The following is a 23,991-nucleotide window of genomic DNA, read 5'->3' as shown; positions in this document are numbered from 1 at the left end:
AGAGGTCCCCAGGAATTTGTCTTTGTCCAGAAACAATAAAGGGTTGCCACACGAGCAATCGCGTGACAACCCTCGTCTGGAGAGACTTATTCCACGGTCAGAACAACTTTGACCGTGCTATCCACAGCGGACTTTTCGATGTAGCCGATGGCATCCGGGTTGGAAGCCACATGCTTCTTCACGTCAGCAGCAGTCGGCACTTCCTTGGGCGGCGTGGCCTTACCGGAGAAGGTCAGACGTGCCCAGGTGGCTTTCACCTGCGCAGACGACTTGCCCGCAGCCTTGCTGTAGAACATATCGCGTGCAGCGGTCGATTCCGGCAGGTCCGCAGGAACGGCAGTCTGACCAGTCGGCAACGTCGAGGTTTTGCCCAGGAAGATGGCGGCGGCCTGCTCTGGCGTCATGGATGCCAGCGGGCTCTTGGGGTTGACGATCACAGCGACCTGGGCGCTGGCTGCTTGGGCCAGGGTCAGGAGTGCAACTGCGGCGGCGGCTTGAAGGGTATGCTTGATTTTCATGTCTTGCTCCCTTCCGATCAGAACACAAAGTCCATCGACACGGTCAACACGTTGACCTTGCGACGACTATTGAGGAAGGATTGAGCTTCAGCTGTGCTGGGGTCCTTCGTGAAGAACAGCCCATACGAATCCGCAGGCTTGTGAACCTGATCCCATTGAGCTTTCAAAGCCACGTTGGGCATCACGTCCCAGCGCGTCCCCACAGTGATGGTGCGCTGAGCCAGTTTTTGGACATCCAGATAGCCTTGCAGACCGCTATTGGCCGACGTTTGCACGCTCGTGGTGACACCGTTGACCGCCAAAGGCGTCACTGGTGTGAACGACACGTTGGCACTGTTCACGGTGAGTCGTGACAAACCAACGTAAGGCGTGAATTTGGCGACTCGATAGCCCACCAAACCATACCAGCCTGTCGTGTCGGCCACGAAGTTGTCGCTGCGACGCTTGGTGTACTCGCCCGACACAATCCAGTTGTCCTGATCGTAGCTGAACCCGAAGCCGGTAAACGAGACGTTCCCGTTTTGCACTGCAAGCCCATTGGCAGCCGTAGCAATCTGGGAGCCCATGTCATTCAGAACTGCTGCCAACCCACCACTGATACTGCCCGCAGGAAACGGTGCCACTGCGGCGCACGGGTCAGAACCAGCGGAAATAGCCCGCAGGCAAGTTGCCGACAATTGCAACCGATCAATCGAATCCGAATTGATGTTGATTTTGGATCTGGAATACCCGCCACGCAGCGTCAGACCATTGTCCATTTCTGCCGTGATGTTGATACCCTTGGTTTTCTTCAGCTGGAAACTGGAAGGCGCAATACTGAGCGCCCCCTTTCTGAAGGCCGATGTGTAGTCAGCGTTGGCGTCACCCGCAAAGAAGGTAGCGTTGATCGTGGTAGAGCCCAGCACATGCTGGAAGGTTACGTCGCCACCTTCCAACTGATCAACAGGCACCTGGCCGTACACATCCAGGTTGGGGCGCACCGTGGTATTGGCATAACCCACGTTGCGGAAGTCGGAAATCATGAAGTTCGGGGCAACCAGTCGACCACCACGAACGGTCAAGGCCGGGGTAACTTGCCACTTCGCAAACAGCCAGTCGACTGTCGGTACGTATTGGGAGTTCGCGTCATACCGCGTCATGATCTGGGCGGTACCCGAGAAAGTCGGCGTGAACTTGTAGGAGCCCTGCACAGCCAGCTTGCTGTCCGGGCTCATGCTGGGTGTGGTGCCCGCGCCGCCACCCTGACCCGGGTAGTTGAAGTCAACGTCATTGGTGCTGGTGTGCACGGCACCCAACGTACCAAAACCAGACAATCGGAAGTTGCCATCAGGCGACTGGTAGTCAGCCTGGGCGCTCATACAGGCGACCAAAGCTGCGGCCGCCAATGGTAGGCGCCGAAGTTTTTTCTCTGACATAGGAGGGACTCCTCAACAGGGTTGACGGGACGCCAATTCGGACTGTTCCACCTGATGCTTTTGGTATCGGCTGTATGTCCGAATGCGCGACCACTTTGCCTAAGGGCTTGGCGGTTGTCGTCAGAGTAGTGTTACCACTTGACACCTATCCCCTGAATAAGGTGTATCGCAACGTGCAATTTTTCACTAATGCGCGAATTAGTGATTCAAACGCTGAAGCGTTTCCGACACCTGGGCCTGTAACAGCTCGGCCAGAGCACGTCTGTCAGCGTGCGTCACCGCCTGCAAAGGCAGGATCCGGGCGTGCACGCAAAGGCCCCTGGCGGTGACCACCCACCACAAGGATTGCATCAGCGTGGTGTCGCCCACATAGGCTGCAATCGGGCTGACGGCATGCCGAGGGTCGCTATAACGCAACACAACAGGCTGCACCGGTGCCGGCGCATCGATGGCCGCTTGTAACAAGTTGGCGTGGAAATGCATCACGTCGTGCCCGTCACCCGTCGTGCCTTCAGGGAAGACAGCCACGGTGTGCCCCTCCCGCATGGCCTGGGACATCAGCCCCAGAACGCGCATGGCATCCCTGCGGCGCTCCCGCACCAGATACAGGGTGCCGGCGGCCGTCACCAGCCGCCCCACCAAAGGCCATTTGGCCACTTCGGCCTTGGAGACAAAGCGCGAGGGCACGACGGAGTTGATGGCCACAATGTCCAGCCAGGACACGTGGTTGGCCACCACCAGCTTGGCGCCTGGCCTGGCCTGGCCCTGCACCTCCAGGCGAATCCCCAGAATGTGCAGCAACTGGCGGGACCAGTTGATGGTCTCCGCATGCCAGCCGTGCTCATCCAGCCCTGGCCAGATCACGTAAGAGCGCACGTAGCCCACCAGCACGTGCAAGAGCACACGCAGCAGCCGCCAGGCGGCCAAGGGCACAGCCAGGATCAAGCCCAGCCCGGAGGGGCCAGGCGGGCGCTCCTCCAGGGCGGCGCTCATGCAGCGGCGCTTTGGCGTTCTGCCTCGTGGGCCACCTGCCCTGCCACCAGGGTCAGTTGCACGCGCCCCACCAGCTCGAACCCGGTCGAGCTGAAGGCAAAGGGCGTGTGCTTGCCCTGGCTGACCAGCGCGGCAGGCTCGACGATCCAGCGGGCAGCCGGATCAAACACCACCACGTCGGCGACACCACCGGCCACCAGGCGGCCCGCGCTGGACGACAGCGAACCCAGCGCGTCACCCAGCACCTTGACGGGGCCTTGCGTGACCACGGACAGCGCGCGGCGCAGCTTGTCGGGCGCGGGCTTGTCACCCTGATCGGCGCCGGACCACTTGAGGGCCAGGCTCAACAACAGCTCCAGCCCTGTGGCGCCAGGTTCGGCTTCGCCGAAAGGCAGGGTCTTTTCGTCTTCGTCCACGGGCGTGTGGTCGGACACCAGCGCGTCCAGCGTGCCGTCGAGCAGGCCTGCCTGCAGGGCATCGCGGTCGCGGCCCTGGCGCAGCGGCGGCGTCAGGCGCATGGCAGAGTTGAAGTAGCCAATGTCGACATCGGTCAGCAGCAGGGAGTTGATGCTCACGTCCGCCGTGATGGGCAGGCCCTGGGCCTTCGCCTGGCGAATCAGCTCGACACCCTGTGCGCTGGAAATGCGGCAGATGTGCACGCGCGCACCGGTGGCACGCACCAGTTCGATGATCGTGTTGAGGGCAATGGTTTCAGCGGCAACTGGCACGCCGGAGAGGCCCAGCCGTGTGGCCACGGGGCCACTGGCCGCCACACCCTTGCCCAGCCAGGCATCCTGCGGGCGCAGCCACACGGTGTAGCCGAAGGTGCCCGCGTATTGCAGTGCACGTTGCAGCACCTGTGTGTCCTTGATGGGCACCTCGGCCTGCGAGTAACCCACGCAACCGGCTTCGTGCAACTCGGCCATCTCGGTGAGCGTTTCGCCCTTGAGGCCACGCGTGAGTGCACCCAGCGGGAACAGACGGCAGCGGCTGAGCTTGCGGGCACGCAACTTGAGCATCTCCACCAGGCCGGGTTCGTCCAGGGTGGGGTCCGTATCGGGCAGGCAGACCACGCTGGTCACACCACCAGCCGCAGCAGCGGCCAGTTCGGACTCCAGCATGCCTTCGTGCTCGTGGCCGGGCTCCTTGAGACGCGCCGCCAGGTCCACCAGACCTGGCGCCACGATCATGTTGGTGGCATCGATGACGCGGTCAGGGGCGAAGTCGCTGTTGACGTTGCCGATGGCACTGATGCGCCCGGATGTGATGGCCAGGTCACCCACCTGGTCGAAGCCAGATGCGGGGTCTACCAGGCGGCCGTTCTTGATCAGGATTTTCATGCTTCATTCCCCGCGATGATGGACATGACGGCCATGCGGACCGCGATACCGAAGGTCACCTGGGGCAGGATCACGCTTTGCTTGCCGTCCGCCACCGCCGAGTCGATCTCGACGCCACGGTTGATCGGGCCCGGGTGCATCACGATGGCATCGGGCTTGGCCAGGGCCAGCTTGGATTCGGTCAGGCCGAACTCCTTGAAGAACTCGCCGGCGCTGGGCAGCATGCCACCGCTCATGCGCTCGTTTTGCAGGCGCAGCATGATGATGACGTCCGCACCGCGAATGCCCTCCTCCATGCTGTGGCACACGCGCACGCCCATCTCACGCAGGTCGCCGGGCACCAGGGTGCGCGGGCCCACCACACGCACTTCGGGCACGCCCAAGGTGGTCAGCGCGTGGATGTTGGAGCGGGCCACGCGCGAGTGCACGATGTCGCCCACGATGGCCACGGTCAGGTTGCTGAAGTCCTTCTTGAAGTGCCGGATCGTGTACATGTCCAGCAGGGCCTGCGTGGGGTGCGCGTGGCGCCCGTCACCGGCATTGACCACGTGCACATGCGGGGCCACGTGCTGCGCGATCAGGTAAGGCGCCCCCGATTCGGAATGGCGCACGATGAACATGTCGGCCTGCATCGCACTCAGGTTGGCGATGGTGTCCAGCAGGCTTTCGCCTTTGGAAGCCGATGAACGCGCGATGTCGAGGTTGATCACGTCGGCGCTCAGGCGCTTGGCGGCGATCTCGAAGGTGGTGCGGGTGCGGGTGCTGTTCTCGAAGAACAGGTTGAATACGCTCTTGCCACGCAGCAAGGGCACCTTCTTGACTTCACGCTCGTTGACGCTCAGAAACTGCTCGGCCGTATCCAGGATCTGGTGGATGTTGGCCTTGGGCAGCCCTTCGGTGGACAGCAGGTGGATCAGCTCGCCATGCTTGTTGAGCTGGGGGTTGTTCTTGTACATCAAACCCTCTCGAAATGAAATTGGAAACGGCCTTCCGGCGTGCGGTCCAGCGAAACGCGCTCGTTGGCTGGCAGCGTGATGCGGGCGGCAGACAAGGCAGGCTCGATCGGCAACTGGCGGCCACCACGGTCCACCAGCACGGCCAGGGTCACGCTGGCGGGGCGACCAAAGTCGAACAGTTCGTTGATGACGGCGCGCGTGGTGCGGCCGGTGTAGAGCACATCGTCGATCAGCAGGATGTGGCGGCCTTCCACCTCGAAAGGCAGGTGGGTGGCGTCCTTGGTGGCGCTCATGCCCCGCGAGCTGTAGTCGTCGCGATGCAGGGCCGACGAGATCACACCATGCGGCGTCTTCAGGCCCAGATCCGTGATGAGGCGCTCGGCCAGCCAGGCGCCACCCGACCAGACGCCGACCAGCGTGGTCTCGGGCGTGACGATGCGGCGGATGCCCACCAGCAGGCTGTCGTACAAGGCCTCGGCATCGAGGTGCAGGGTATGGGTGTCGCTCACGGGGGCCTCTCAGCTTTCGGATGGCTCGGGATGATCGTTGAAATATTGTTGCAGCAAGATGGCAGCCGAAGCCGCGTCCAGGTCACGCGCCCCCAGGGCGATGGCTTCGGTGGTCGAGTAGCGCTCGTCCACCTCGTGCACAGGCAGATGGAATCGCCCGCGCAACTGGCCGCCGAACTTGCGCGCCCGCACGGTATTGTCGTGCTCCGCGCCGTCCGGGTGAAAGGGCACGCCGATGACCAGGGCGTCCGGGCGCCATTCGGCAATCAGCTGGCCGATCTGCTCGAAACGGGGCTTGCCCTCGGCTGCGATCGTGCGCAGCGGCTGAGCCTGGCGCGTGAGGCTGTTGCCCGTGGCGACGCCCACTCGCTTGAGACCGTAGTCAAAGGCGAGATAAGTCAGGACAGGGCCGCTCATGCGTGCCCGGCCTCGCCCATCAGGAAGTTGCGATCGATGCCAAGCAGAGACAAAGCCTTGTCATAGCGTTGTTCGACCGGCGTGTTGAAGATGATCTCGGGCTCGGCGTCTACATTGAGCCACCCGTTGCGACCGAGTTCTTCTTCCAGCTGCCCCGCACTCCAGCCCGAGTAGCCCAGGGTGATGAACACCTTGCGCGGGCCGGCGCCGTTGGACAGCGCTTCCAGCACGTCGCGGGAGGTGGTCATCTCCAGGCCATCCGTGATCTTCAGGGTGGAGTTGTAATGGCCACCTTCGGCATCCAGGCTTTCATGCAGCACGAAACCACGCTCGGTCTGAACCGGGCCACCGAAAAACACCGGCCGCGTGGCCAGATCCGGGCGCTCCAGGCTCAGATCGACCTTCTCGAAGAGGTTGCGCAGGTTGATGTCGATCGGCTTGTTGATGACCAGGCCGAGCGCGCCCTTGTCGTTGTGCTCGCACATATAGACCACCGTGCCGGCAAAATTGCCGTCTTTCATCCCCGGCATGGCGATGAGGAACTGGTTGGTCAGATTGATGGGAGTGGGCGCGCCTGTAGACATCCCTCGATTTTAGACGCCCCGGCCCCGCACGTTCATGCAGATTCCCGCATTTACCTGCTCGCAACCCGTGCTTGCTGACAAAGTGATACTGCCGACATGACACAGACATTCGATTCCGCCCTGGTCTGGTTTCGACGCGATCTGCGCAGCACGGATCACGCGGCGCTTTATCACGCCCTGAAAAATGCCCGCAAGGTCTGGTGCGCCTTCGTGTTCGACACGGACATCCTGGATGAATTGCCCCGTTTTGACCGGCGCGTGGACTTCATCCACCGCAGCGTGATCGAACTGGATCAGGCGCTGGAAACCCTGGGGCAACAGCACCCGCTGGCGCAACTCACGTCGTCGGCCGCCAGCGGCGCCACCGCCGGGCTGATCGTGCGCCACGGCTCTGCCAGGGTCGAGATTCCCAAGCTGGCAGCCCAGCTCGGGGTGCAGGCCGTGTACGCCAACCACGATGACGAGCCCGCCGCCCTGGAGCGCGATGCCCACGTGCGCGGCCCCTTGAGCAACATCGGCGTGGCCCTCTTCACCTCCAAGGACCACGTGATCTTCGAGCGCAACGAGGTGCTCACCGGCAACGACTCGCCCTATGGCGTGTTCACGCCCTACAAGAACGCCTGGCTCAAGAAGATCGAGCCTTTTTACGTCAAACCTTATCCCGTTGAACGCTTCAGCTCGCAACTGGCGCCAATTCCAGCCAAAGTGCAGCCCATCGGTCAAGCCCGGGTGCCCACGCTGAAGGCCCTCGGATTCGAGGAGGTTGGCTCGCTGAAAGTCCCCGCTGGCATGAGCGGCGCCCATTCGCTGCTGGACGACTTCCTGCACCGCATCGACCGCTACGACGAAACGCGCAACTTCCCCGGCATCAAGGGCCCCAGTTACCTGTCCACCCATCTGCGTTTTGGCACCGTGTCGATCCGCCAGTTGGCCGGCCTGGCCTGGGACCGTGCCAAGGCAGGCTCCACGGGTGCGCAGACCTGGCTGTCCGAGCTGATCTGGCGCGATTTCTATCACCAGATCCTCTTTCACCACCCGCATGTGGTGGGCCAGGCCTACAAGCGCGAATACGATCTGATCAAGTGGGCGCACGGCGCCAAGGCCGAGGCGCACTTTCAAGCCTGGTGCGAAGGCCGCACGGGCTACCCGCTGGTGGACGCGGCCATGCGCCAGCTCAACCAGACCGGCTACATGCACAACCGCTTGCGCATGGTGGTGGCCAGCTTCCTGATCAAGGACCTGGGCATAGACTGGCGCCGCGGCGAGGCTTACTTCGCCGAGAAGCTGCTGGACTTCGATCTGGCGGCCAACAACGGTGGCTGGCAGTGGGCGGCCTCCAGCGGCTGCGACGCCCAACCCTGGTTCCGCATCTTCAACCCGATCAACCAGAGCGAGAAGTTCGACCCGCAGGGCAAGTTCATCCGCCGCTACGTGCCGGAACTGGCCGCCCTGCCCGATCAGGCGCTGCACGCGCCATGGTTGGCCCGACCTGCCGATCTGGCCTGCGCAGAAGATGTGGTGATCGGGCGAGACTACCCGCAACCCATCGTGATGCACGACGTGGCCCGGCAGGAAACACTGGACCGCTACGCCGTGGTCAAAACCGTGACCGACAAGGACATCCAGAAGCTGGCACGCAAGAAGGCTCCCCGCAAGACAGCAGCCAAGGCCGCATCGAAGCAGCCCGGCAAAGCCTGACCGCGTGCAACAGGATCAGAGAATCAGAACAGCTCGACGTCGCCGACGTGCGTGTCTTCGGACTTCAGCACGCCTTCGCGCACCAGCGCCTCGAAGCACAGTACCTGATTGCGCCCCTGATGCTTGGCCTGGTAGACGCCCTGGTCAGCACGCGAAAAGGACACATTGGGCGTGTCCTTGTGCTGGATCTCGGTGAAGCCCACACTCACCGTCACCCGGTTGATCTGCGGGAAAGGATAGGACTCGACGTTCTTGCGGAAACGCTCGAACGCACCCATGGCATCGGCTTCGGTGCCACCCCGCAACAGGATCACGAACTCTTCACCACCGAAACGGTAGAGCCGATCGTAGTGGCGGAAGGACTGGCGCATGATGCGCGCTACCAGCACCAGCACTTCATCGCCGATCAGGTGGCCAAAACCATCGTTGACCTTCTTGAAGTGGTCGATGTCCACCACACCCAACCAGTAGCCCGTGGCAGGAATGGCGCGACGCTCACCCGCTGGCACCTGATAGGTATCGGCATTGACCGGCATCGACGCCTTCAGGAAGGTGGCATCGAAGGTCTGGCGATTGAGCAAGCCGGTCAAGGCATCACGCTGGCTGGACTCCAGCAGGTTCTGGAAGTTGCCAAATACCTTGAGCAGGGTCTGGATCGGGCGCAGGGCCTGCAGCGACAGTGGCTTTTCAGACCAGACTTCCAGCACGCCAGGCAGGCCGACTTCGACCAGCAAAGGCAGCACCGTCACATGGCGCAGGGCAGGCTCGGACACTTCTTCGCTCAACTCGGCCTGCTCCAGCATGCGCGAGTCCAGCACGGAAGCGCGCATCGGATAGGCGGCCAGCGGCGGCAGGGATTCCAGATCCACCCACGGTGGATCACTCACGGTCAACTGACCACGTCGGGCCAGGCCGCTGCACAACCAGTGCCGAGGCTCCTCGTCACGACCAACCAGGCGGTACACGCCCACGCTGGTCACTGACAGCAACTCCAACACGCCTTGCGCCAATGAGACGTCCAGCATCTCCCGATCCCGCTGCGCGGTCAGCGCCGCCAGGTGGGAGATGGCATCCTCCACGACCGGCTGAGCGGTCGGGTGGCTGCTTGGGTGTGGAGCGGTTTTGGCCAACAAGTCGGTACTGCAGGAAATCAGACCGCCACCTCGTTGAGAGCAGCGTACCGGCCAACCAGGGCCAGCAACTCCTCTTCACCATACGGCTTGCCCAGGTAGTGGTTCACACCCAGTTCGGTCGCATAGTCACGATGCTTTTGAGCAATACGTGAGGTGATCATGATGACGGGCAGATCAGACAATTTCTGATCCGCACGGATGTTGCGAACGAGGTCGAAGCCATCCATGCGGGGCATTTCAATGTCCGACAGTATCACTGCGGGGCGCTCCTGTGCCAGCAATTCGAGGGCTTCCAACCCATCTTTTGCGAGCATCACGCGATAACCTTCACGAGCCAGCAGACGTTGGGTCACCTTGCGCACGGTCAAGGAGTCGTCAACCACCAGCACCAGAGGGGTCTGCGCCTCCGTGGATTCCGTCACGGTCTTCGCAGATTGCTTGCTGTTGGCCTGCAACCAGCCATCGAGGTCCGGGCCGGCAGCGGCCAGCGCCTGGGCCGTCTGGGCCTGGGCACGATCGCCGTACACCGTGGCCAGGGCCACCGGGTTGTAGATCAGTGACACGGCGCCCGACGCGAGCAGCGTCATCCCGGCCAGGCCAGGCAGACGCGCCAGTTGCGGCCCCAGGTTCTTGACGACCACTTCCTGGTTGCCCAGCACTTCGTCCACGTGCAGCGCAATGCGTTGCTGAGCCGAACGCACGATCACCACAGGCAGACTGCGCCCGCCTTCCATGCCGCGCGGGCTGAAGTCCAGCAACGAACCCAGCCAGTAGAACGGCAGGACCAGATCGGCGAAACCGTAGCTGCCTTGTTTGTAGGCCAGCTCCACCTCTTGCGGACGGGCGCGACGCACCATCTCGATCAGGTGAGTCGGCACGGCGACGTTGATGGCGCCACAGCGCAGCATCACCACCTTGGTGACAGCGGTGGTCAAAGGCAGGATCAGCGTGAAACTGGTGCCCTTGCCGGCCGTGGTGGCCGTCTCGATGCGGCCGCCCATGGCGTTCACTTCGGAGCGAACCACGTCCATGCCGATGCCACGACCGGCCAGCTCGGTGACCGATTCGGCCGTCGAGAAACCGGAGGTGAAGATCAGTTGGGACAGCTCGGCTTCGCTGGGTGTGTCATCAGGCAGCAGCAGGCCCATGGCCACTGCGCGCTTGCGAATGCGCTCCAGGTTCAGGCCGGCGCCATCGTCACGGAACTCGATGGCCACTTCGTTGCCTTCATGGCGCAGCGCCACGATGACCTGACCGGCGGCATCCTTGCCAGAGGCGGTACGGGTGGCGGCATCTTCGATACCGTGGGTGATGCAGTTGCGCAGCAAGTGCTCGAACGAGCCCGTCATGCGCTCCAGCACGCCACGGTCGATTTCGGTGGAACCGCCAACGATGTCCAGACGCACCTGCTTGCCGGTTTCCTTGGCCGCTTGACGCACCACGCGGTACAGGCGATCGGACAGGCCGTCGAACTCCACCATGCGGGTACGCAGGAGATCGTCCTGCAGGTCGCGGGTCAGGCGCGCCTGGGCCGCCAGCTGGTCTTCCGCCGTTTCCAGATTGCGCTGGAGCGTACGCTGCACCGTGGCCACGTCGTTCACCGACTCGGCCATCATGCGGGTGAGCTCCTGGAAGCGCGTGTAGCGGTCGAACTCGAGCGGGTCGAAGTTCTGGCTCTGGGCGCGCGCCGCTTCCATGCGGGTGCTGAGCTGGGTTTCGGCTTGCAGTTCGATGTCGCGCAGTTGCTGGCGCAGACGCTCCAGGTTGTCCGTCAGGTCGGTCAGGGAGCCACGGATCTGGCCCACCTGCGATTGCAGACGGGTGCGCGTGATACTGACCTCGCCGGCGTGGTTGACCAGACGGTCAAGCAACTGTGGACGCACGCGGACCACGGCCTGGGATGGCGCGTGGGCATGTTCGCGATCCAGACGGGCCGTCGGGCCCTGAGCCGCCCGAGGCAAGGTGCCCCAGTCGATCGGCTCGAGCTTGACCTCGGTTTGCTGGCGAGCGGTGATGGGCGACACCACGGCGGGCACCGCATCGGACGTGTCGGCTTCATCTGCGGGCACGACATGCTCGATGGGCGCAGCGGGTTCGATCAAGGGCGTCGCAGCCTCGACACGTTCCGGCACCACGACCACCGGCTCGGCGGGCGGCAGTTCGCGGTTGACCTGCTCGTCATAGCTTTGCGCATCGTTTGCACGCAAGGCTTCGAAGACCTCGACCAGACGGTCAACGCGGCCTTCCAGCGGCGCGATGTCGGCATGCGTGATCTGATCGGACGCCAGCAGGCGCTCGATCGTCGATTCCATGCGGTGCGCCAGTTCACCCAGACGCATGGCGCCGGCCAGACGCGCGCCACCCTTGAAGGTGTGCAGCGTGCGCATGCAGGCCGCGGCAGCCGCAGGGTGATCCGGCATCTCCAGCCACTGACGGGTCTGGCTGGACAGTTGAGGCAGCAACTCCTGCGCTTCTTCTTCGAAGATCGGGAACAGATCAGGGTCGACGTTGTCCTGCGCATCGATGTCGGACTCGTCGTCCCAATGCACGGGGCCTGCGCCGGTCAAGGCTTGTGCTGTGGAGCCACCAGACTGCAGCGGATCGGTGTCTGGCGACAGGGGCGTCAGCTCACGGAACTCGGCCACACCCAGCGGTGCGGGCTGCGTGGACTCCACCTCTTCGGCGGAGTGGACCAGGCGCAGATGAGGACGCGACTCTTCGACAGGCAGATCACCCAGCTTCGAGTCACTCAGGACGATCGTTTCGGCATCCTGGGCGAAGGGATCGGCATGAGCGTCACGGCCGGACTCCTCGTCCAGATCGCTCACCAGACTGCGAGCCTCGATGCGACGCGACGCATCGTGGTCGTACCACTCCAGGCGTCGCATCAACTCATCAGACGGCGTCTTGAGGAAACCGGCAGCAAATTGATGCAGCAGGCGGCGGATCTCGTCAGCAGCCTCGTTGAACAAGGCCACGGCCTCGGTCTCGCCGCCACCCAGTGTCTGGGAGCGCATCAAGGCGTGCTCCAGCAGGCGGGCCAGTTGCGACAGCTCGGTATAGCCCACCGTGCCGGAATTGCCGGCCAGCGAGTGCGCCAGCGCAATGGCCTCATCGCTCACCGGACGGTGCAACTCCAGTGCCCACTCGCCCAGCGAGGTGGACAGGCGGCGCGATTGCTCGTCGGCTTCATTGAGGTAGATGTTGAACAGCGGGATGCTGATGCGCAGCGGGCCCACAACCTTCACCTGCTCGTCGGCGTTGTCGCCTTCGGACTCCGGCACAGCAGCCTCCGTGACGTCTGCAGGTGCCGATGCCTCCACAGCGTCAACCGTCTCGACAGGCTCGGTGGGGATCACCACATCGAGATCGGCCGCTTGCGTCGGGTCGTCATCATCGAGGATGACCACTTCCTTGGGATCGGTCAGCTCGACTTCGCCCAACGGAGCTTCTTCCGGCTGCTCATGCTCGGAATAAAGGGCAGCTGGCCTGGATGGCGCATGGATGGTTTCGACCTCGATGGGCGCTGCCTCATCCTGATGCGAAACGCCATCGGCAGGTGCATCGAGATCCAGCACGATCAACTCATGATCGGGCACGGGCTCGGGCATCAGATCCTGAGGCTGCGTATCGACCTCGGGCAAGGCATCGAGGTCGAGCACCGTGTCGGACTCAGGCGTCTCGATGTCCAGCAGGGTGATGTCGGCGGCAGATACCTCTTCCACCGCAGGTACGGCGAGCTCCGGCAGATCCAGGTCATCAAATGACAAGGACTCGACCACCGGCAACGGCTCGGCCTTGACCTCTTCAACAGCCTGATCCAGAGAAGGCAGCTCCCAGTCCGGCTCGGTGAACACGGGGCGGGGCTCGGCCAGCAGTTCGGGCGCCGGTGAGGCGTCTTCCACCACAGGCAGTTCGGGCAAGGCAGGTTCGGCCAGAACCTCGATGACAGGCTCAGGCGGTTCTTCTGGCTGGCTCTCAGCCTCGGCAGCCGGCGCCGAACGCGCATCGGAAATGGCACGGCGCTCACCGCGCAGACGCAACGCATCGGCCACGTCGATCACCGGTTGTGCAGACCAGCCTCTGTCCTGCCTGGCAGAGATGGCGTCCGTCCACAAGGCGAAGTGGCCCAGCACATCGGCCGTCACGGCTTGCAGATCGGCGCTGGCAGGCGTTTGCGATGCCAGCCAGGCGTTGTACATCTGCTCGCAGGCCCAGGCGGCTTCGCCGTATTCCTTGAGCCCGACCATGCGCGAACTGCCCTTGAGCGTGTGGAAGCCACGGCGCACAGCCGTGAGCGAGCCCACATCGTCGGGTTGCGAGGCCAGGTGAACCAGGGCCTGCTGGGCGTTGTCGATGACCTCGCGCGCTTCCTCCAGGAAGATGTCGCGCATCTCGTCGTCTTCTTCCAGGCCGGTCTCTTCAGGTGCAGCGGCGGCTGGTGTCAAGGACAGCGGTGCCTGTGGCGGGAACTGCGGCTCGGCCTGCAGGGTTTCCGCGTCAGACACCGATTGGGTGAAATCGCTCAAGACCTGCGAGACCTGCTCGCGTGCGGCGGCCAGGGCGGATTCATCTTCGCTGGCCTGCGCCGATTCGAGTGCAGCTTGCGCCGCAGCCACGCTCTCAGCCAGCTCGGCCTGCTCCTGCACGTGGGGCGTATCGGCCAGCTTCTGCAGTTGCTCGGAGACCTCGGTCAGCGAGACGTCGTCACGCTCCAGCACCTCGGCCACCTCTTCGGCCACCGCGTGTGCTTCTTCCTGTTGCACATGCTGCGCAACGAACTCTACCGGGTCAGCCTGGGTTTTTTTTTCCCGCCCCATCACCGGCGCGAGCACCCCGGTGGTCTCATCCATGGTGAACAGGGACTTGGCCAGCGCGGGCTGCACGCCCATCATGTCGATGAGGAAGCCCAATGCGCCCAGGTTGGTGGCCAGGCGATCGAAGACACCCTCCTGCGCGGCCTGATCCAGATCGGCACCCGGCACCAGCAAGTGATCCACTGCTTCGCGCATCCGCACGGTGGCATGTGCTGCCACATCCAGCCCCAGCACGGCCAGCACGCCGCGCATGGACTGCAGCTGCGACGGCACGTTGACCAGCGGGGTCACGTCCTTGGGGTCACGGAAGAACTGGTCGATGTGCTTTTCGCAATCGGTCAGGGTCGAACGCAGTTCCTGCACCACGCTGCCGATCGTCTGGCGATCGGACACGCGGCGGTACAGCGCTTCCATCCAGGATTCGAGCGGCTGGGCTTCGTGGCCCTCGCTGATGGCCTGAATGCGTTGCGCCAGACGCTGCACGCGTTGCTGTTGATCAGGATGGTCGAACTCGCCGTCTTCCAGCGAGGCTTCCAGATACAACAGGCTGGTGGCCACTTCCATGGCCAGCGCAGGTGTTGGGGCCTGCGAGGCCTGCACGGTCGCCTGCACGGCATGGGTCAGGGCATCGGCCAGCACCTGGCCATCGGGGAAGAGGCGACGCAGTGAATCGCTGACCAGAGAGAACTGCTCGTTCAGCCCGCCCAGACGCAAGAGCTCGCCTGCGGCCACCGCCGACCAGCCATCCTTGGCACCGGCCACGCGCTTGATGGCTTGCGCCACCCAGGCGGGGTCGTACTTGCCCAGCGAGGATGCCTGCAGATCGACCGGTTTGTGGCGCTCCAGCCCAAAGGTGCGGCGCACGCGGGCCAGCACCGAGTTATCGGCAGCCGGCACGTCAGAGGCCTGCGCACAGAAGAACAGCAGTTCATTGGCCAGGCGATCGGATGGTGTGGCATTGCCCTTGACCAGCACGCGCAACTGGCTGAGCAGTTGCGACAGCACGCGCTTGGCATGCACGGTCAGCGGTACGTGGGCGCCTGCGAGGCCTTCCAGGAAGCCGCTCGCCAGCATCCAGGTGGCAGATTCGCGGTGAGCGGCACGCTGCACGGCACCGCTGGCCAGAGACGCGCACAGATCAGCCAGTGCCACGGCATCGGCCGGCTGGTTGCGCTTGAGCAGGTTCAGCAGGCCGGTCTCGAAATCATCGACCGTGCCTGCATCGGCGGCGCGTGGTGTCACGTTGTCAGGCGGTGCCAGCGGCGCTTCCAGCGACAGATCAGGCCAGTCCTGCGACCACAGGTCCGTCGGGCGCGGCAAGACACTGCCCACACGGGCCATCAGGGCCTCGTACTGGGGGAACAAAGCCATGGCCGACACCGGCTTGCCGGCCAGCCTGCGGCTGACGTAATCCAGCAGGGCAAACGAGGCCTTCTCGACATCGCGCACCGCCTCTTCCGTGATGGACTGCGGGCGGTTGACGAACTTCTGCACCACCGCTTCGGCGGCGCGCAACAGCGTGGCACCAGCCGGCACACCGGCCAGCTCCAGCGCACCCACACCCTGGTGGATCTGCTGGCGGGCCGTGCGCAGGATCGCAGGGTCCATGGCGTCCATGTCGGACAGCCCGGCTGATGTCACATCCTTGAGGCAACGGTGCAGCGCCTTGTGTGCCGAGTCCAGCGACTTGCGCAGTTCCTCATGCACCCAGGCCAGTGCACTGAGGTCGTCAGATGGCGAGGGATCGTCGTGGTGCAAGCTGTCCATGGGTCATTCGCTCTATCAGGAAGCGATCTTGAATCGGGCCACCGATTGCTGAAGTTCGTTGGCGGTACGGGACAACTCACGCACCAGTTGCGTGGTCGAACGGGTACCTTCACCGGTCTGCTCGGTCACGGCAAAAATGTGCTGGATGTTGGCCACCACCACGTTTGCCGATTCGGCTTCACGCAAGGCTTGCGACGAGATCTGCTCAATCAGTTCAGCGAGTCGGCGTGACACGCGGTCGATGTCGCCCAGCGCAGAACCGGCGGCGTCGGACAGTCGGGCCCCTTCAACCACACCCTGCGTGGAGCGCTCCATGGCGCCGACAGCATCTTGCGTGTCGGTCTGAATGGTGCGCACCAGGGCGGCAATTTCACGGGTCGCATCAGCCGAGCGTTCAGCCAGACGCTGCACTTCTTCGGCCACCACCGAGAAGCCGCGGCCGGCTTCACCAGCGGAGGCTGCCTGAATGGCGGCGTTCAAGGCCAGCACGTTGGTCTGTTCGGTAATGTCGGAAATCAGTTCGGTGATTTCGCCGATTTCCTGAGACGACTCACCCAGTCGCTTGATGCGCTTGGAGGTTTCCTGGATCTGCTCGCGGATGGTGTTCATACCGCCGATGGCGTTCTGCACGGCCTGCAGACCGGAGTCAGCAGCAGCCAGCGATTGACGGGCCACCTCGGCGGAGTGCTGGGCCTGTGCGGACACTTCGTTAATCCGGCCGGCCATCTGCAGCACCGATTCGCCGGTTTCACGAATCTCGCGCAGTTGCTCGTCGGAGGCGGCCAGCAGTTCAGTCGACGTGGCCTCCACCTCGCCGGTGGTTTCCGTCACCCGTTGCACCGTGCCTTGCACCTGGGCCACCAGGTTGCGCAGCTCTTCCACCGTGAAGTTCACCGAGTCGGCGATGGCGCCGGTGATGTCTTCCGTCACCGTGGCTTGTTGCGTCAAGTCACCTTCAGCGACGAGTTGCAGTTCGTTCATCAGTCGCAGAATGGCCGCCTGGTTGGCGTCGTTCACGCGCTTGGCTTCACGCTCCATGCGTTCGGCTTCCTGACGCTGTTGTTCAGCGATCTGACGGCGGTGCGTCTGGTCGGTCACGAACACGCGGAACAGGCCGTAGGCCGATGCCACGGTCACCAGCAGCGAGACCAGGATCATGGCCACGTTCAGGCCACCGATGCCGGCGCCTTCAGTCAGCTTCTGCTGCACGGTTTCCAGACCCTTGCGCAGTGGCTCGGAGTCATCGATCACGGCCACCTGGGCATCACGCGCGGCCACCAGGCCTTGCAGCGAACCCAGGATGAAGGTCGATTGCGTGCGGGTGCGCTCGAAAATCTTCAGCAGGGCTTCCAGCTGCTCACGCACGGCCGGGTCCTTGGAGGCAACCAGCTTCAGTTCGGCGTTGCCGTTGAGCATGCCTTCGGCGATTTCCTTGAAGGCGTTCAGGTCCTTGCCCAGCAGGAACACGGCCTCGGTCGACACGCCTTCCACCGTCAGGAATTCATTGGCCGACTTGCCGATACGCTGCGTCAGCATCACCAGCTGGTTGAGCGAGGACATCTCGGCTGCGGACACCCCACCCTTTTCAATCTTGGTGGAGGCAATGCCTTCTGCCAGATCCAGCAGTTCGGACGACTGGCTGTTGACTTCACGCAGGGCCTGACTCACCTGGGTCAGCGTCTGCTTCTGCTTGAGCACGTAGTCGGCGTTCTTTTCAGCGCGGTCCACCAGGGGCAGCAGCTTGCTCAGCTCTTCCTTGGCACCACCGTGCACTTCACTGAGACCCAGCTTGGCATCGCCCTTGTCCAGACCGCGCACGTTGCTGGCCAGCACCTTGGAGCTGTCGGCCACTTCACCGAAAGCCTGCGCACGACCGATCAAGGCCTGCGACACCGACTTCGCCAGACGTTGCGACTGCATCAGCGCCTGACCGGTGGCACCGGTCTGGGCCGCACGGCGGTCTGCAGAGGTCACCGACAGGAAGGCCGACAGCAGCAGGCCCACCATGCCGACACCCAAGGCGCCACCGATGAAGCGTTGCTGCTTGTCCAGACGCCATTGACCGATCACGGGCAAGCCGGTCTGGGGTTCCAGCACCGAGTTGGTGGTGTCGGCCACCTCACCCTTGAGGCGATTGTCGTGATAGTCGGGCGGGAACTCCGAAGGCGCCGCCTCCGAAATGATCGAGTCCGAGGTGATCGTACTGCCTGGCTGGATGGTCGAAGGCGAAGCCTGCGTGTCCACAGACTGGGCGCCGGAGGACGTGACCATCCCCTCGGTGCTCAATGCTTCCGACTGGACCTCCTCGTCGTCCTGTGTTTTGCCCAGGTCCTTGATTCGACTCAGGAAACTCATGTCCTTATGCTCCAAACAGTCAGCTGTGACAGCCAGACGGGGTTGAACCCGTCAAACATCTATTTTCAAAAAGGCCTCGTCAGCCACCAGGCTGGCCAGGTCGAGTTCGTACCAGGTGCGCCCTTGCGCGTCGTTGAGTTGCTGGCCGATGAAGTGGGGTTTGGGCGCACCGCCCGTGTCTTCAGCGGGCGTCAACGCGCTGGCATTGCGCAAGCCCATCAGGCGATCGATCAGCAAGGCCGCATTCATCTGCAGCCCCGAATTGAAGGCGATCAGACGACCGGCATCGCGTGCGGCCACTTCGGCCAGATTGCGGGTCTGACGCTGGGGCAAGCCCAGGAATGCCGCCATGTCGACCACACCGTGCAGTTGCCCGCGCAGGTTGGCCACACCCAGGAACCAGCCCTGGCTGTGTGGCACGGGCTGAATCGGTGAGAGCGGGAAAATTTCGCCTGCCTGATCCAGGGACAGCAGGAAGCCATGGCCGGCGATCTCGACGGCCAGCCAGCTGCGAGCAGGCGCCTGCTGGCGCACCATCTGCAGACGATCTGCCAGACGCTGCTGCAACTCCCTCAAGGCTTCTTTATTGGCCATCTGGATGCGCCCTCTTGTTCTTTCTTGTCTGCTCAGCCGAAGGCTTTGATCTTGGACAGCAGCTCGTCAGGATTGACCGGCTTGACCACATAGTCACGCGCGCCCTGGCGCATGCCCCAGACGCGGTCGGTTTCCTGATTCTTGCTGGTGCAGATGATGACCGGCACATTGGCAAACGACGGATCGCGCGTGATGGCGCGGGTCAGCTGGAAGCCGTTCTGGCCAGGCATGACCACATCCATCAGGATCAAGTCAGGCTTTTCTTCCTGCAGGCGGCGCATGGCCTCTTCGCCGTTCTCGGCCGTTTTCACCTGGTAGCCCTTTTTCGTGAGCAACTCGGACAGCACGTGCAGTTCGGTCTTGGAATCGTCAACCAGCAATATTTTCTGAATAGGCATATCAACTCCTCAGTGCACGCTCGCCTCGGTTTTTGAAACCAGCCGGCGCACACGCATTATTCACCTTGTCGGACAAACAACTGACAGGCTCTGTTGCACTCAACCGGCGCTGTATTGCGCCACGGCCTGCAGCAGTTGGTCTTTGGTAAAAGGCTTGGTCAGGTAATCCTGCGACCCCACCATGCGCCCGCGTGCCTTGTCGAACAGGCCGTCCTTGGAGGACAGCATGATCACAGGGGTATTGGTGAACCGCGGGTTTCTTTTGATGATGGCGCAGGTCTGATACCCGTCCAGACGGGGCATCAGAATGTCACAAAAAATAACATCTGGATTGTGGTCATTGACCTTCGAGAGCGCGTCAAAACCGTCCTCGGCCAGCACGACTTCATATCCGCCCTGTTTCAGGAAGATTTCCGCACTGCGACGAATGGTATTGCTGTCGTCGATGACGAGCACTTTGGTTGCCGCCTTCACTTCGGGGCTATCTGCATCAGACACGGACGCGTTCCTCCAGACTGCCAGCGCCTCGTGAGGCCCTGGACCAATTCAGTTCGATCAAGGAATCAGACCTGGACCATTTCGAAGTCGTCCTTGCGTGCGCCGCACTCGGGACAGACCCAGTTCATCGGAACGTCTTCCCAGCGGGTGCCGGGCGCGATACCCTCTTCAGGTAATCCGGCGGCTTCGTCATAAATCCAGCCGCAAATCAGGCACATCCAGGTACGAAACTCGTTCACGTCGGTCCAAACCAGCTTGAATACAATGAACTGATTGTAGCCATCAGCCGCTCCTGCAAATCCGAGGGTTTGTGGGCACGGGCTCACCTTCTAGACAATACTGCACACGCATGAACGCCCCCCAGACAGGTCAAACCGACCACACCGCCCCCGATGACCAGGACGCGGGCTCGCCAGCATGCGTCATGAGTTTCAATGCCAATGACGCCAGTGGCGCCTCCGGCATTGGTGCTGACATCGCCACCATTTCCGCCATGGGCGCGCACGCGCTGCCCGTGGTCACCAGCCTGCTGATTCGTGACTCCGCCGAGGTGTTCGAGTCGCACGAGATCGATTCCGACGCCATCGTCGACCAGGCGCGCAGCGTGCTGGAAGACGTCACGATCGCCTCATGGAAGGTCGGCTTCCTGGGCAGCGCCGACGGCATCAGCGCCGTCGCCGAGATCCTGTCCGATTACACGGACACCCCGCTGGTGTCCTATCTTCCCAACCTGTCGTGGCTGGAAGAGGACGCCCAGATGGCCTACCTGGAGGCCTTCCGAGAATTAATTCTGCCGGCCAGCCACGTGTTGGTGGGAAACCACAAGACATTGACCGATTTCCTGCTGCCCGAGTGGGATGCCGAGCGCGCACCCTCCGCCCGAGAGCTGGCCGTGGCCGCCGCCGAGCATGGCTGCGGCTATGTGCTGGTCACCGGGGTGCAACTGCCCGACCAGTTCATCGATAACGTGCTGGCTTCGCCTCAAGGTGCGGTTGCCGGCGAGCGATTCGAGCGTTTCGAAGCCAGTTTCGTGGGCGCAGGCGACACCCTGTCGGCTGCGCTGGCCGCCATCCTGGCCAGCGGCACCGAGCTGGATGTGGCCGTCTCGGAAGCCTTGAGCTTCCTGGACCAGGCCCTGGATTCGGGCTTCCGACCTGGCATGGGCGGCGTGGTGCCCGATCGCTTCTTCTGGGCTTTGCCCCCTGGCGAACAGCCTCCCGAGGGCGTGGCGACGGACGAATCCACCCACCCTGAGATGGACGACGCCAACATCCCGCCTCCGCACGCACGCAACGTGCACTGACCGATTTCAAGCAGTCTGCATGACCACGAACGCCTCGCTTTTTGAACGCGCCCAGCGCGTCATCCCTGGCGGCGTCAACTCGCCCGTGCGCGCCTTCCGCGCCGTGGGCGGTACGCCCCGTTTCATCACCCGTGCCCAGGGCGCCTACATCTGGGACGCCGAAGACCAGCGCTACTTTGACTACATCGGATCCTGGGGCCCGATGATCCTGGGCCATGGCCACCCTGAAGTGGTCGAAGCCGTGCAGAAGGCGGTGCTGGACGGTTTCTCCTTCGGTGCCCCCACCGAGCGCGAGATCGAACTGGCCGAAGAGATCCTGAAGATCGTGCCCAGCGCCGAGCAGGTGCGCCTGGTGAGCTCGGGCACCGAGGCCGGCATGAGCGCCATCCGCCTGGCGCGCGGCTTCACGGGCCGCAGCAAGCTGATCAAGTTCGAAGGCTGCTATCACGGCCATGCCGATGCGCTGCTGGTCAAGGCTGGCTCCGGCCTGGCCACCTTCGGCCACCCCACCAGCGCGGGCGTGCCACCTGAAGTGGTCCAGCACACCCTCGTGCTGGAATACAACAACATCGCGCAGATCGAAGAAGCCTTTGCCACGCAAGGCGCCGACATCGCCTGCGTGATGATCGAGCCGATCGCCGGCAACATGAACTTCGTGCGCGCCAGCGTGCCCTTCATCCAGCGCATCCGCGAACTGTGCGACCAGCACGGCGCCCTGTTCGTGTTCGACGAGGTGATGAGCGGCTTCCGCGTGGCCCTGGGCAGCGCGCAAAGCATCTATGCCAAGGCCCTGCCCGGCTTCAAACCGGACATCAGCGTGTTCGGCAAAGTGATCGGTGGCGGCATGCCACTGGCCGCGTTTGCAGCCTCCAAAGAGATCATGGCCAAGCTGGCCCCGCTGGGCCCGGTCTACCAGGCCGGCACCCTGTCGGGCAACCCGGTGGCCACGGCTTGTGGCCTGGCCACGCTCAAGCTGATTCAACGCCCGGGCTTCTTCGAAGCCCTGTCTGCCTCCACCCGCAGCCTGATGGCGGGCTTCGAAGCCGAGGCCAAGGCAGCCGGCGTCGAGCTGACCACCGATTGCGAAGGCGGCATGTTCGGCTTCTTCTTTGCCGACCACCTGCCCCAGCATTACCAGGCGGTGATGGCCAAGGGCACGGACAAGTTCAACAAGTTCTTCCACCTCATGCTGGACCAGGGCGTGTACCTGGCACCGGCCATGTATGAGGCCGGCTTCGTGAGCGCGGCGCACACGGCCGATGACATCGCCCAAACCGTGGCGGCAGCCGGCCAGGCCTTCCGCCAACTCTGAGCATTCCATGCACATTCACATTCTTGGCATTTGCGGCACCTTCATGGGTGGCGTGGCGGCCCTGGCCCGCGAAGCCGGCCACCGCGTGACCGGCTGTGACGCCGGCGTCTACCCGCCCATGAGCGACCAACTCCGCGCCCTGGGCATCGACTTGATCGAGGGCTACGGCGTCGATCAGATCGACCTCAAGCCGGATCTGTTCGTGATCGGCAACGTGGTGTCGCGCGGCAACCCGCTGATGGAAGCCATCCTCAACGCCGGCCTGCCCTACACCAGTGGCCCCCAATGGCTGAGCGAGAACGTCCTGCAAGGCCGCCACGTGCTGGCTGTGGCCGGCACGCACGGCAAGACCACGACCACGTCCATGCTGACCTGGATCCTGGCGTTCGCCGGCAAGCAGCCGGGCTTTCTGGTGGGCGGCGTGCCACAGAACTTCGGCGTGTCTGCCCGCCTGGGTGACATCGCCGCTGACACGCGCCCTGCATCCGGCCACCCCTTCGTCATTGAAGCGGATGAATACGACACCGCCTTCTTCGACAAGCGCAGCAAGTTCGTGCACTACCGCCCGCGCACGGCCATCCTCAACAACCTCGAGTTTGACCACGCCGACATCTTTGCCGACCTGGCCGCCATCGAGACGCAGTTCCACCACCTGGTGCGCACCGTGCCCGGCACGGGCCGGCTCGTGGTGAACGCCCGAGAGGAATCGCTGGACCGCGTCCTGGCCCGCGGCTGCTGGAGCGACGTCGCCCGTTTTGGCGTGCGTGGCGACACCCCAGGCTTTCGCGCCCGTGGCGAGCCCCATTCGTTTGACGTGCTCAAGGCCGGCGTGCTGGTGGGCCGTGTGGAATGGGCGCTGCAAGGCGAACACAACCAGATGAACGCCCTGGCCGCCATTGCGGCAGCCGAGCACGTCGGGGTGACGCCGCAACAGGCTTGCGAAGCCCTGGGCCAGTTTGCCAACGTGAAGCGCCGCATGGAGGTCAAGGGCGAGGTCCGAGGCATCACCGTGTACGACGACTTTGCCCACCACCCCACGGCCATCCGCACGACGGTGGACGGCCTGCGCCGCAAGCTGGCGCCGGGCACGCGCATCCTGGCCGTGTTCGAGCCTCGCTCCAACACCATGAAGCTGGGCACCATGAAGGCCCTGCTGCCCTGGTCCCTGGAAGAAGCCGATCTGGCCTTCTGCCACAGCGGCGGCCTGGGTTGGGACGCCAATGAGGCGCTGGTGGAGATGGGTGAGCGCGCCATCGTGGCCGACACCATCGACACCCTGGTGGCCAAAGTGGTCAAGCACGCGAAACCCGGCGACCAGATCCTGTGCATGAGCAACGGTGGTTTCGGCGGCGTGCACGACAAACTGCTCAAGGCCCTGGCCTGA

Annotated in this window: 19 protein-coding genes; 4 read left to right on the top strand and 15 right to left on the bottom strand. The window is 63.4% G+C overall.

Features of this window, described 5'->3' with window-relative positions:
* Window positions 1–86: 86 nt before the first annotated feature.
* From VFW93_RS11475 to VFW93_RS11440, 8 genes are all read right to left on the bottom strand, one after another.
* A complete protein-coding gene (locus tag VFW93_RS11475; RefSeq protein WP_329694125.1) occupies window positions 87–518 on the bottom strand; it encodes a hypothetical protein in 432 nt (143 codons plus the stop codon).
* A 17-nt stretch (window positions 519–535) separates the two neighbouring features.
* Window positions 536–1,804, bottom strand: a complete 1,269-nt coding sequence (locus tag VFW93_RS11470) for a hypothetical protein (protein ID WP_329694124.1) — start codon at window positions 1,802–1,804, stop codon at window positions 536–538.
* Window positions 1,805–2,131: 327 nt separating this feature from the next.
* Window positions 2,132–2,926, bottom strand: coding sequence for a lysophospholipid acyltransferase family protein (locus VFW93_RS11465; RefSeq protein WP_329694123.1), 795 nt, complete (start codon window positions 2,924–2,926; stop codon window positions 2,132–2,134).
* Entirely contained in the window at window positions 2,923–4,266 is a 1,344-nt protein-coding gene (locus tag VFW93_RS11460; RefSeq protein ID WP_329694122.1) for a dihydroorotase, read from the bottom strand. Before VFW93_RS11460 ends, VFW93_RS11465 begins: the two co-directional genes overlap by 4 nt.
* The gene (locus VFW93_RS11455; protein WP_290677459.1) at window positions 4,263–5,225 is read right to left on the bottom strand and encodes an aspartate carbamoyltransferase catalytic subunit; all 963 of its coding nucleotides are present in this window, start codon (window positions 5,223–5,225) and stop codon (window positions 4,263–4,265) included. Before VFW93_RS11455 ends, VFW93_RS11460 begins: the two co-directional genes overlap by 4 nt.
* A complete protein-coding gene (pyrR, locus tag VFW93_RS11450) occupies window positions 5,222–5,731 on the bottom strand; it encodes a bifunctional pyr operon transcriptional regulator/uracil phosphoribosyltransferase PyrR (protein ID WP_329694121.1) in 510 nt (169 codons plus the stop codon). Before pyrR ends, VFW93_RS11455 begins: the two co-directional genes overlap by 4 nt.
* 9 nt (window positions 5,732–5,740) lie before the next feature.
* Window positions 5,741–6,148: a Holliday junction resolvase RuvX gene (ruvX, locus tag VFW93_RS11445; protein WP_329694120.1), complete on the bottom strand. Its 408-nt coding sequence runs from the start codon at window positions 6,146–6,148 to the stop codon at window positions 5,741–5,743.
* Complete coding sequence (locus VFW93_RS11440) at window positions 6,145–6,732, bottom strand: YqgE/AlgH family protein (protein ID WP_329694119.1); 588 nt, start codon at window positions 6,730–6,732, stop codon at window positions 6,145–6,147. Before VFW93_RS11440 ends, ruvX begins: the two co-directional genes overlap by 4 nt.
* 96 nt (window positions 6,733–6,828) lie before the next feature.
* On the opposite strand from VFW93_RS11440, the gene VFW93_RS11435 reads away from it, so the two are divergent.
* A complete protein-coding gene (locus VFW93_RS11435) occupies window positions 6,829–8,430 on the top strand; it encodes a deoxyribodipyrimidine photo-lyase (protein ID WP_329694118.1) in 1,602 nt (533 codons plus the stop codon).
* Between the two features lie 23 nt (window positions 8,431–8,453).
* Here VFW93_RS11435 and VFW93_RS11430 read toward each other — a convergent pair whose 3' ends face one another.
* The 7 genes from VFW93_RS11430 to VFW93_RS11400 all read right to left on the bottom strand — a co-directional run bounded on the left by VFW93_RS11430 (window position 8,454) and on the right by VFW93_RS11400 (window position 20,210).
* Window positions 8,454–9,563, bottom strand: a complete 1,110-nt coding sequence (locus tag VFW93_RS11430) for a GGDEF domain-containing protein (protein ID WP_329694117.1) — start codon at window positions 9,561–9,563, stop codon at window positions 8,454–8,456.
* 17 nt (window positions 9,564–9,580) lie between these two features.
* Window positions 9,581–16,147 (bottom strand): Hpt domain-containing protein, encoded by a 6,567-nt coding sequence (locus VFW93_RS11425; RefSeq protein WP_329694116.1) that lies wholly within the window; start codon window positions 16,145–16,147, stop codon window positions 9,581–9,583.
* A 15-nt stretch (window positions 16,148–16,162) separates the two neighbouring features.
* Entirely contained in the window at window positions 16,163–18,502 is a 2,340-nt protein-coding gene (locus VFW93_RS11420; protein WP_329694115.1) for a methyl-accepting chemotaxis protein, read from the bottom strand.
* A gap of 51 nt (window positions 18,503–18,553) precedes the next feature.
* The gene (locus tag VFW93_RS11415; RefSeq protein WP_329694114.1) at window positions 18,554–19,096 is read right to left on the bottom strand and encodes a chemotaxis protein CheW; all 543 of its coding nucleotides are present in this window, start codon (window positions 19,094–19,096) and stop codon (window positions 18,554–18,556) included.
* Between the two features lie 32 nt (window positions 19,097–19,128).
* The gene (locus tag VFW93_RS11410) at window positions 19,129–19,494 is read right to left on the bottom strand and encodes a response regulator (RefSeq protein WP_290677433.1); all 366 of its coding nucleotides are present in this window, start codon (window positions 19,492–19,494) and stop codon (window positions 19,129–19,131) included.
* Window positions 19,495–19,593: 99 nt separating this feature from the next.
* Window positions 19,594–19,992, bottom strand: coding sequence for a response regulator (locus tag VFW93_RS11405; RefSeq protein WP_329694113.1), 399 nt, complete (start codon window positions 19,990–19,992; stop codon window positions 19,594–19,596).
* A 65-nt stretch (window positions 19,993–20,057) separates the two neighbouring features.
* Window positions 20,058–20,210 (bottom strand): rubredoxin, encoded by a 153-nt coding sequence (locus VFW93_RS11400; RefSeq protein ID WP_290645506.1) that lies wholly within the window; start codon window positions 20,208–20,210, stop codon window positions 20,058–20,060.
* 206 nt (window positions 20,211–20,416) lie between these two features.
* Between VFW93_RS11400 and thiD the strand changes: the two genes are divergently transcribed.
* Genes thiD through mpl form a run of 3 tightly spaced genes read left to right on the top strand, consistent with a single transcriptional unit; the run spans window position 20,417 to window position 23,991 of the window.
* Window positions 20,417–21,295, top strand: coding sequence for a bifunctional hydroxymethylpyrimidine kinase/phosphomethylpyrimidine kinase (gene thiD, locus VFW93_RS11395; RefSeq protein WP_329694112.1), 879 nt, complete (start codon window positions 20,417–20,419; stop codon window positions 21,293–21,295).
* A gap of 19 nt (window positions 21,296–21,314) precedes the next feature.
* A complete protein-coding gene (gene hemL, locus VFW93_RS11390) occupies window positions 21,315–22,607 on the top strand; it encodes a glutamate-1-semialdehyde 2,1-aminomutase (protein ID WP_329694111.1) in 1,293 nt (430 codons plus the stop codon).
* A gap of 7 nt (window positions 22,608–22,614) precedes the next feature.
* Window positions 22,615–23,991, top strand: coding sequence for a UDP-N-acetylmuramate:L-alanyl-gamma-D-glutamyl-meso-diaminopimelate ligase (gene mpl / locus VFW93_RS11385; RefSeq protein WP_329694110.1), 1,377 nt, complete (start codon window positions 22,615–22,617; stop codon window positions 23,989–23,991).

The organism is Aquabacterium sp. (assembly GCF_036279675.1).
Lineage (GTDB): Bacteria > Pseudomonadota > Gammaproteobacteria > Burkholderiales > Burkholderiaceae_C > Aquabacterium.
Note: the sequence above shows the minus strand (reverse complement) of the source record. Positions and strands in the feature narration are given on the sequence as shown.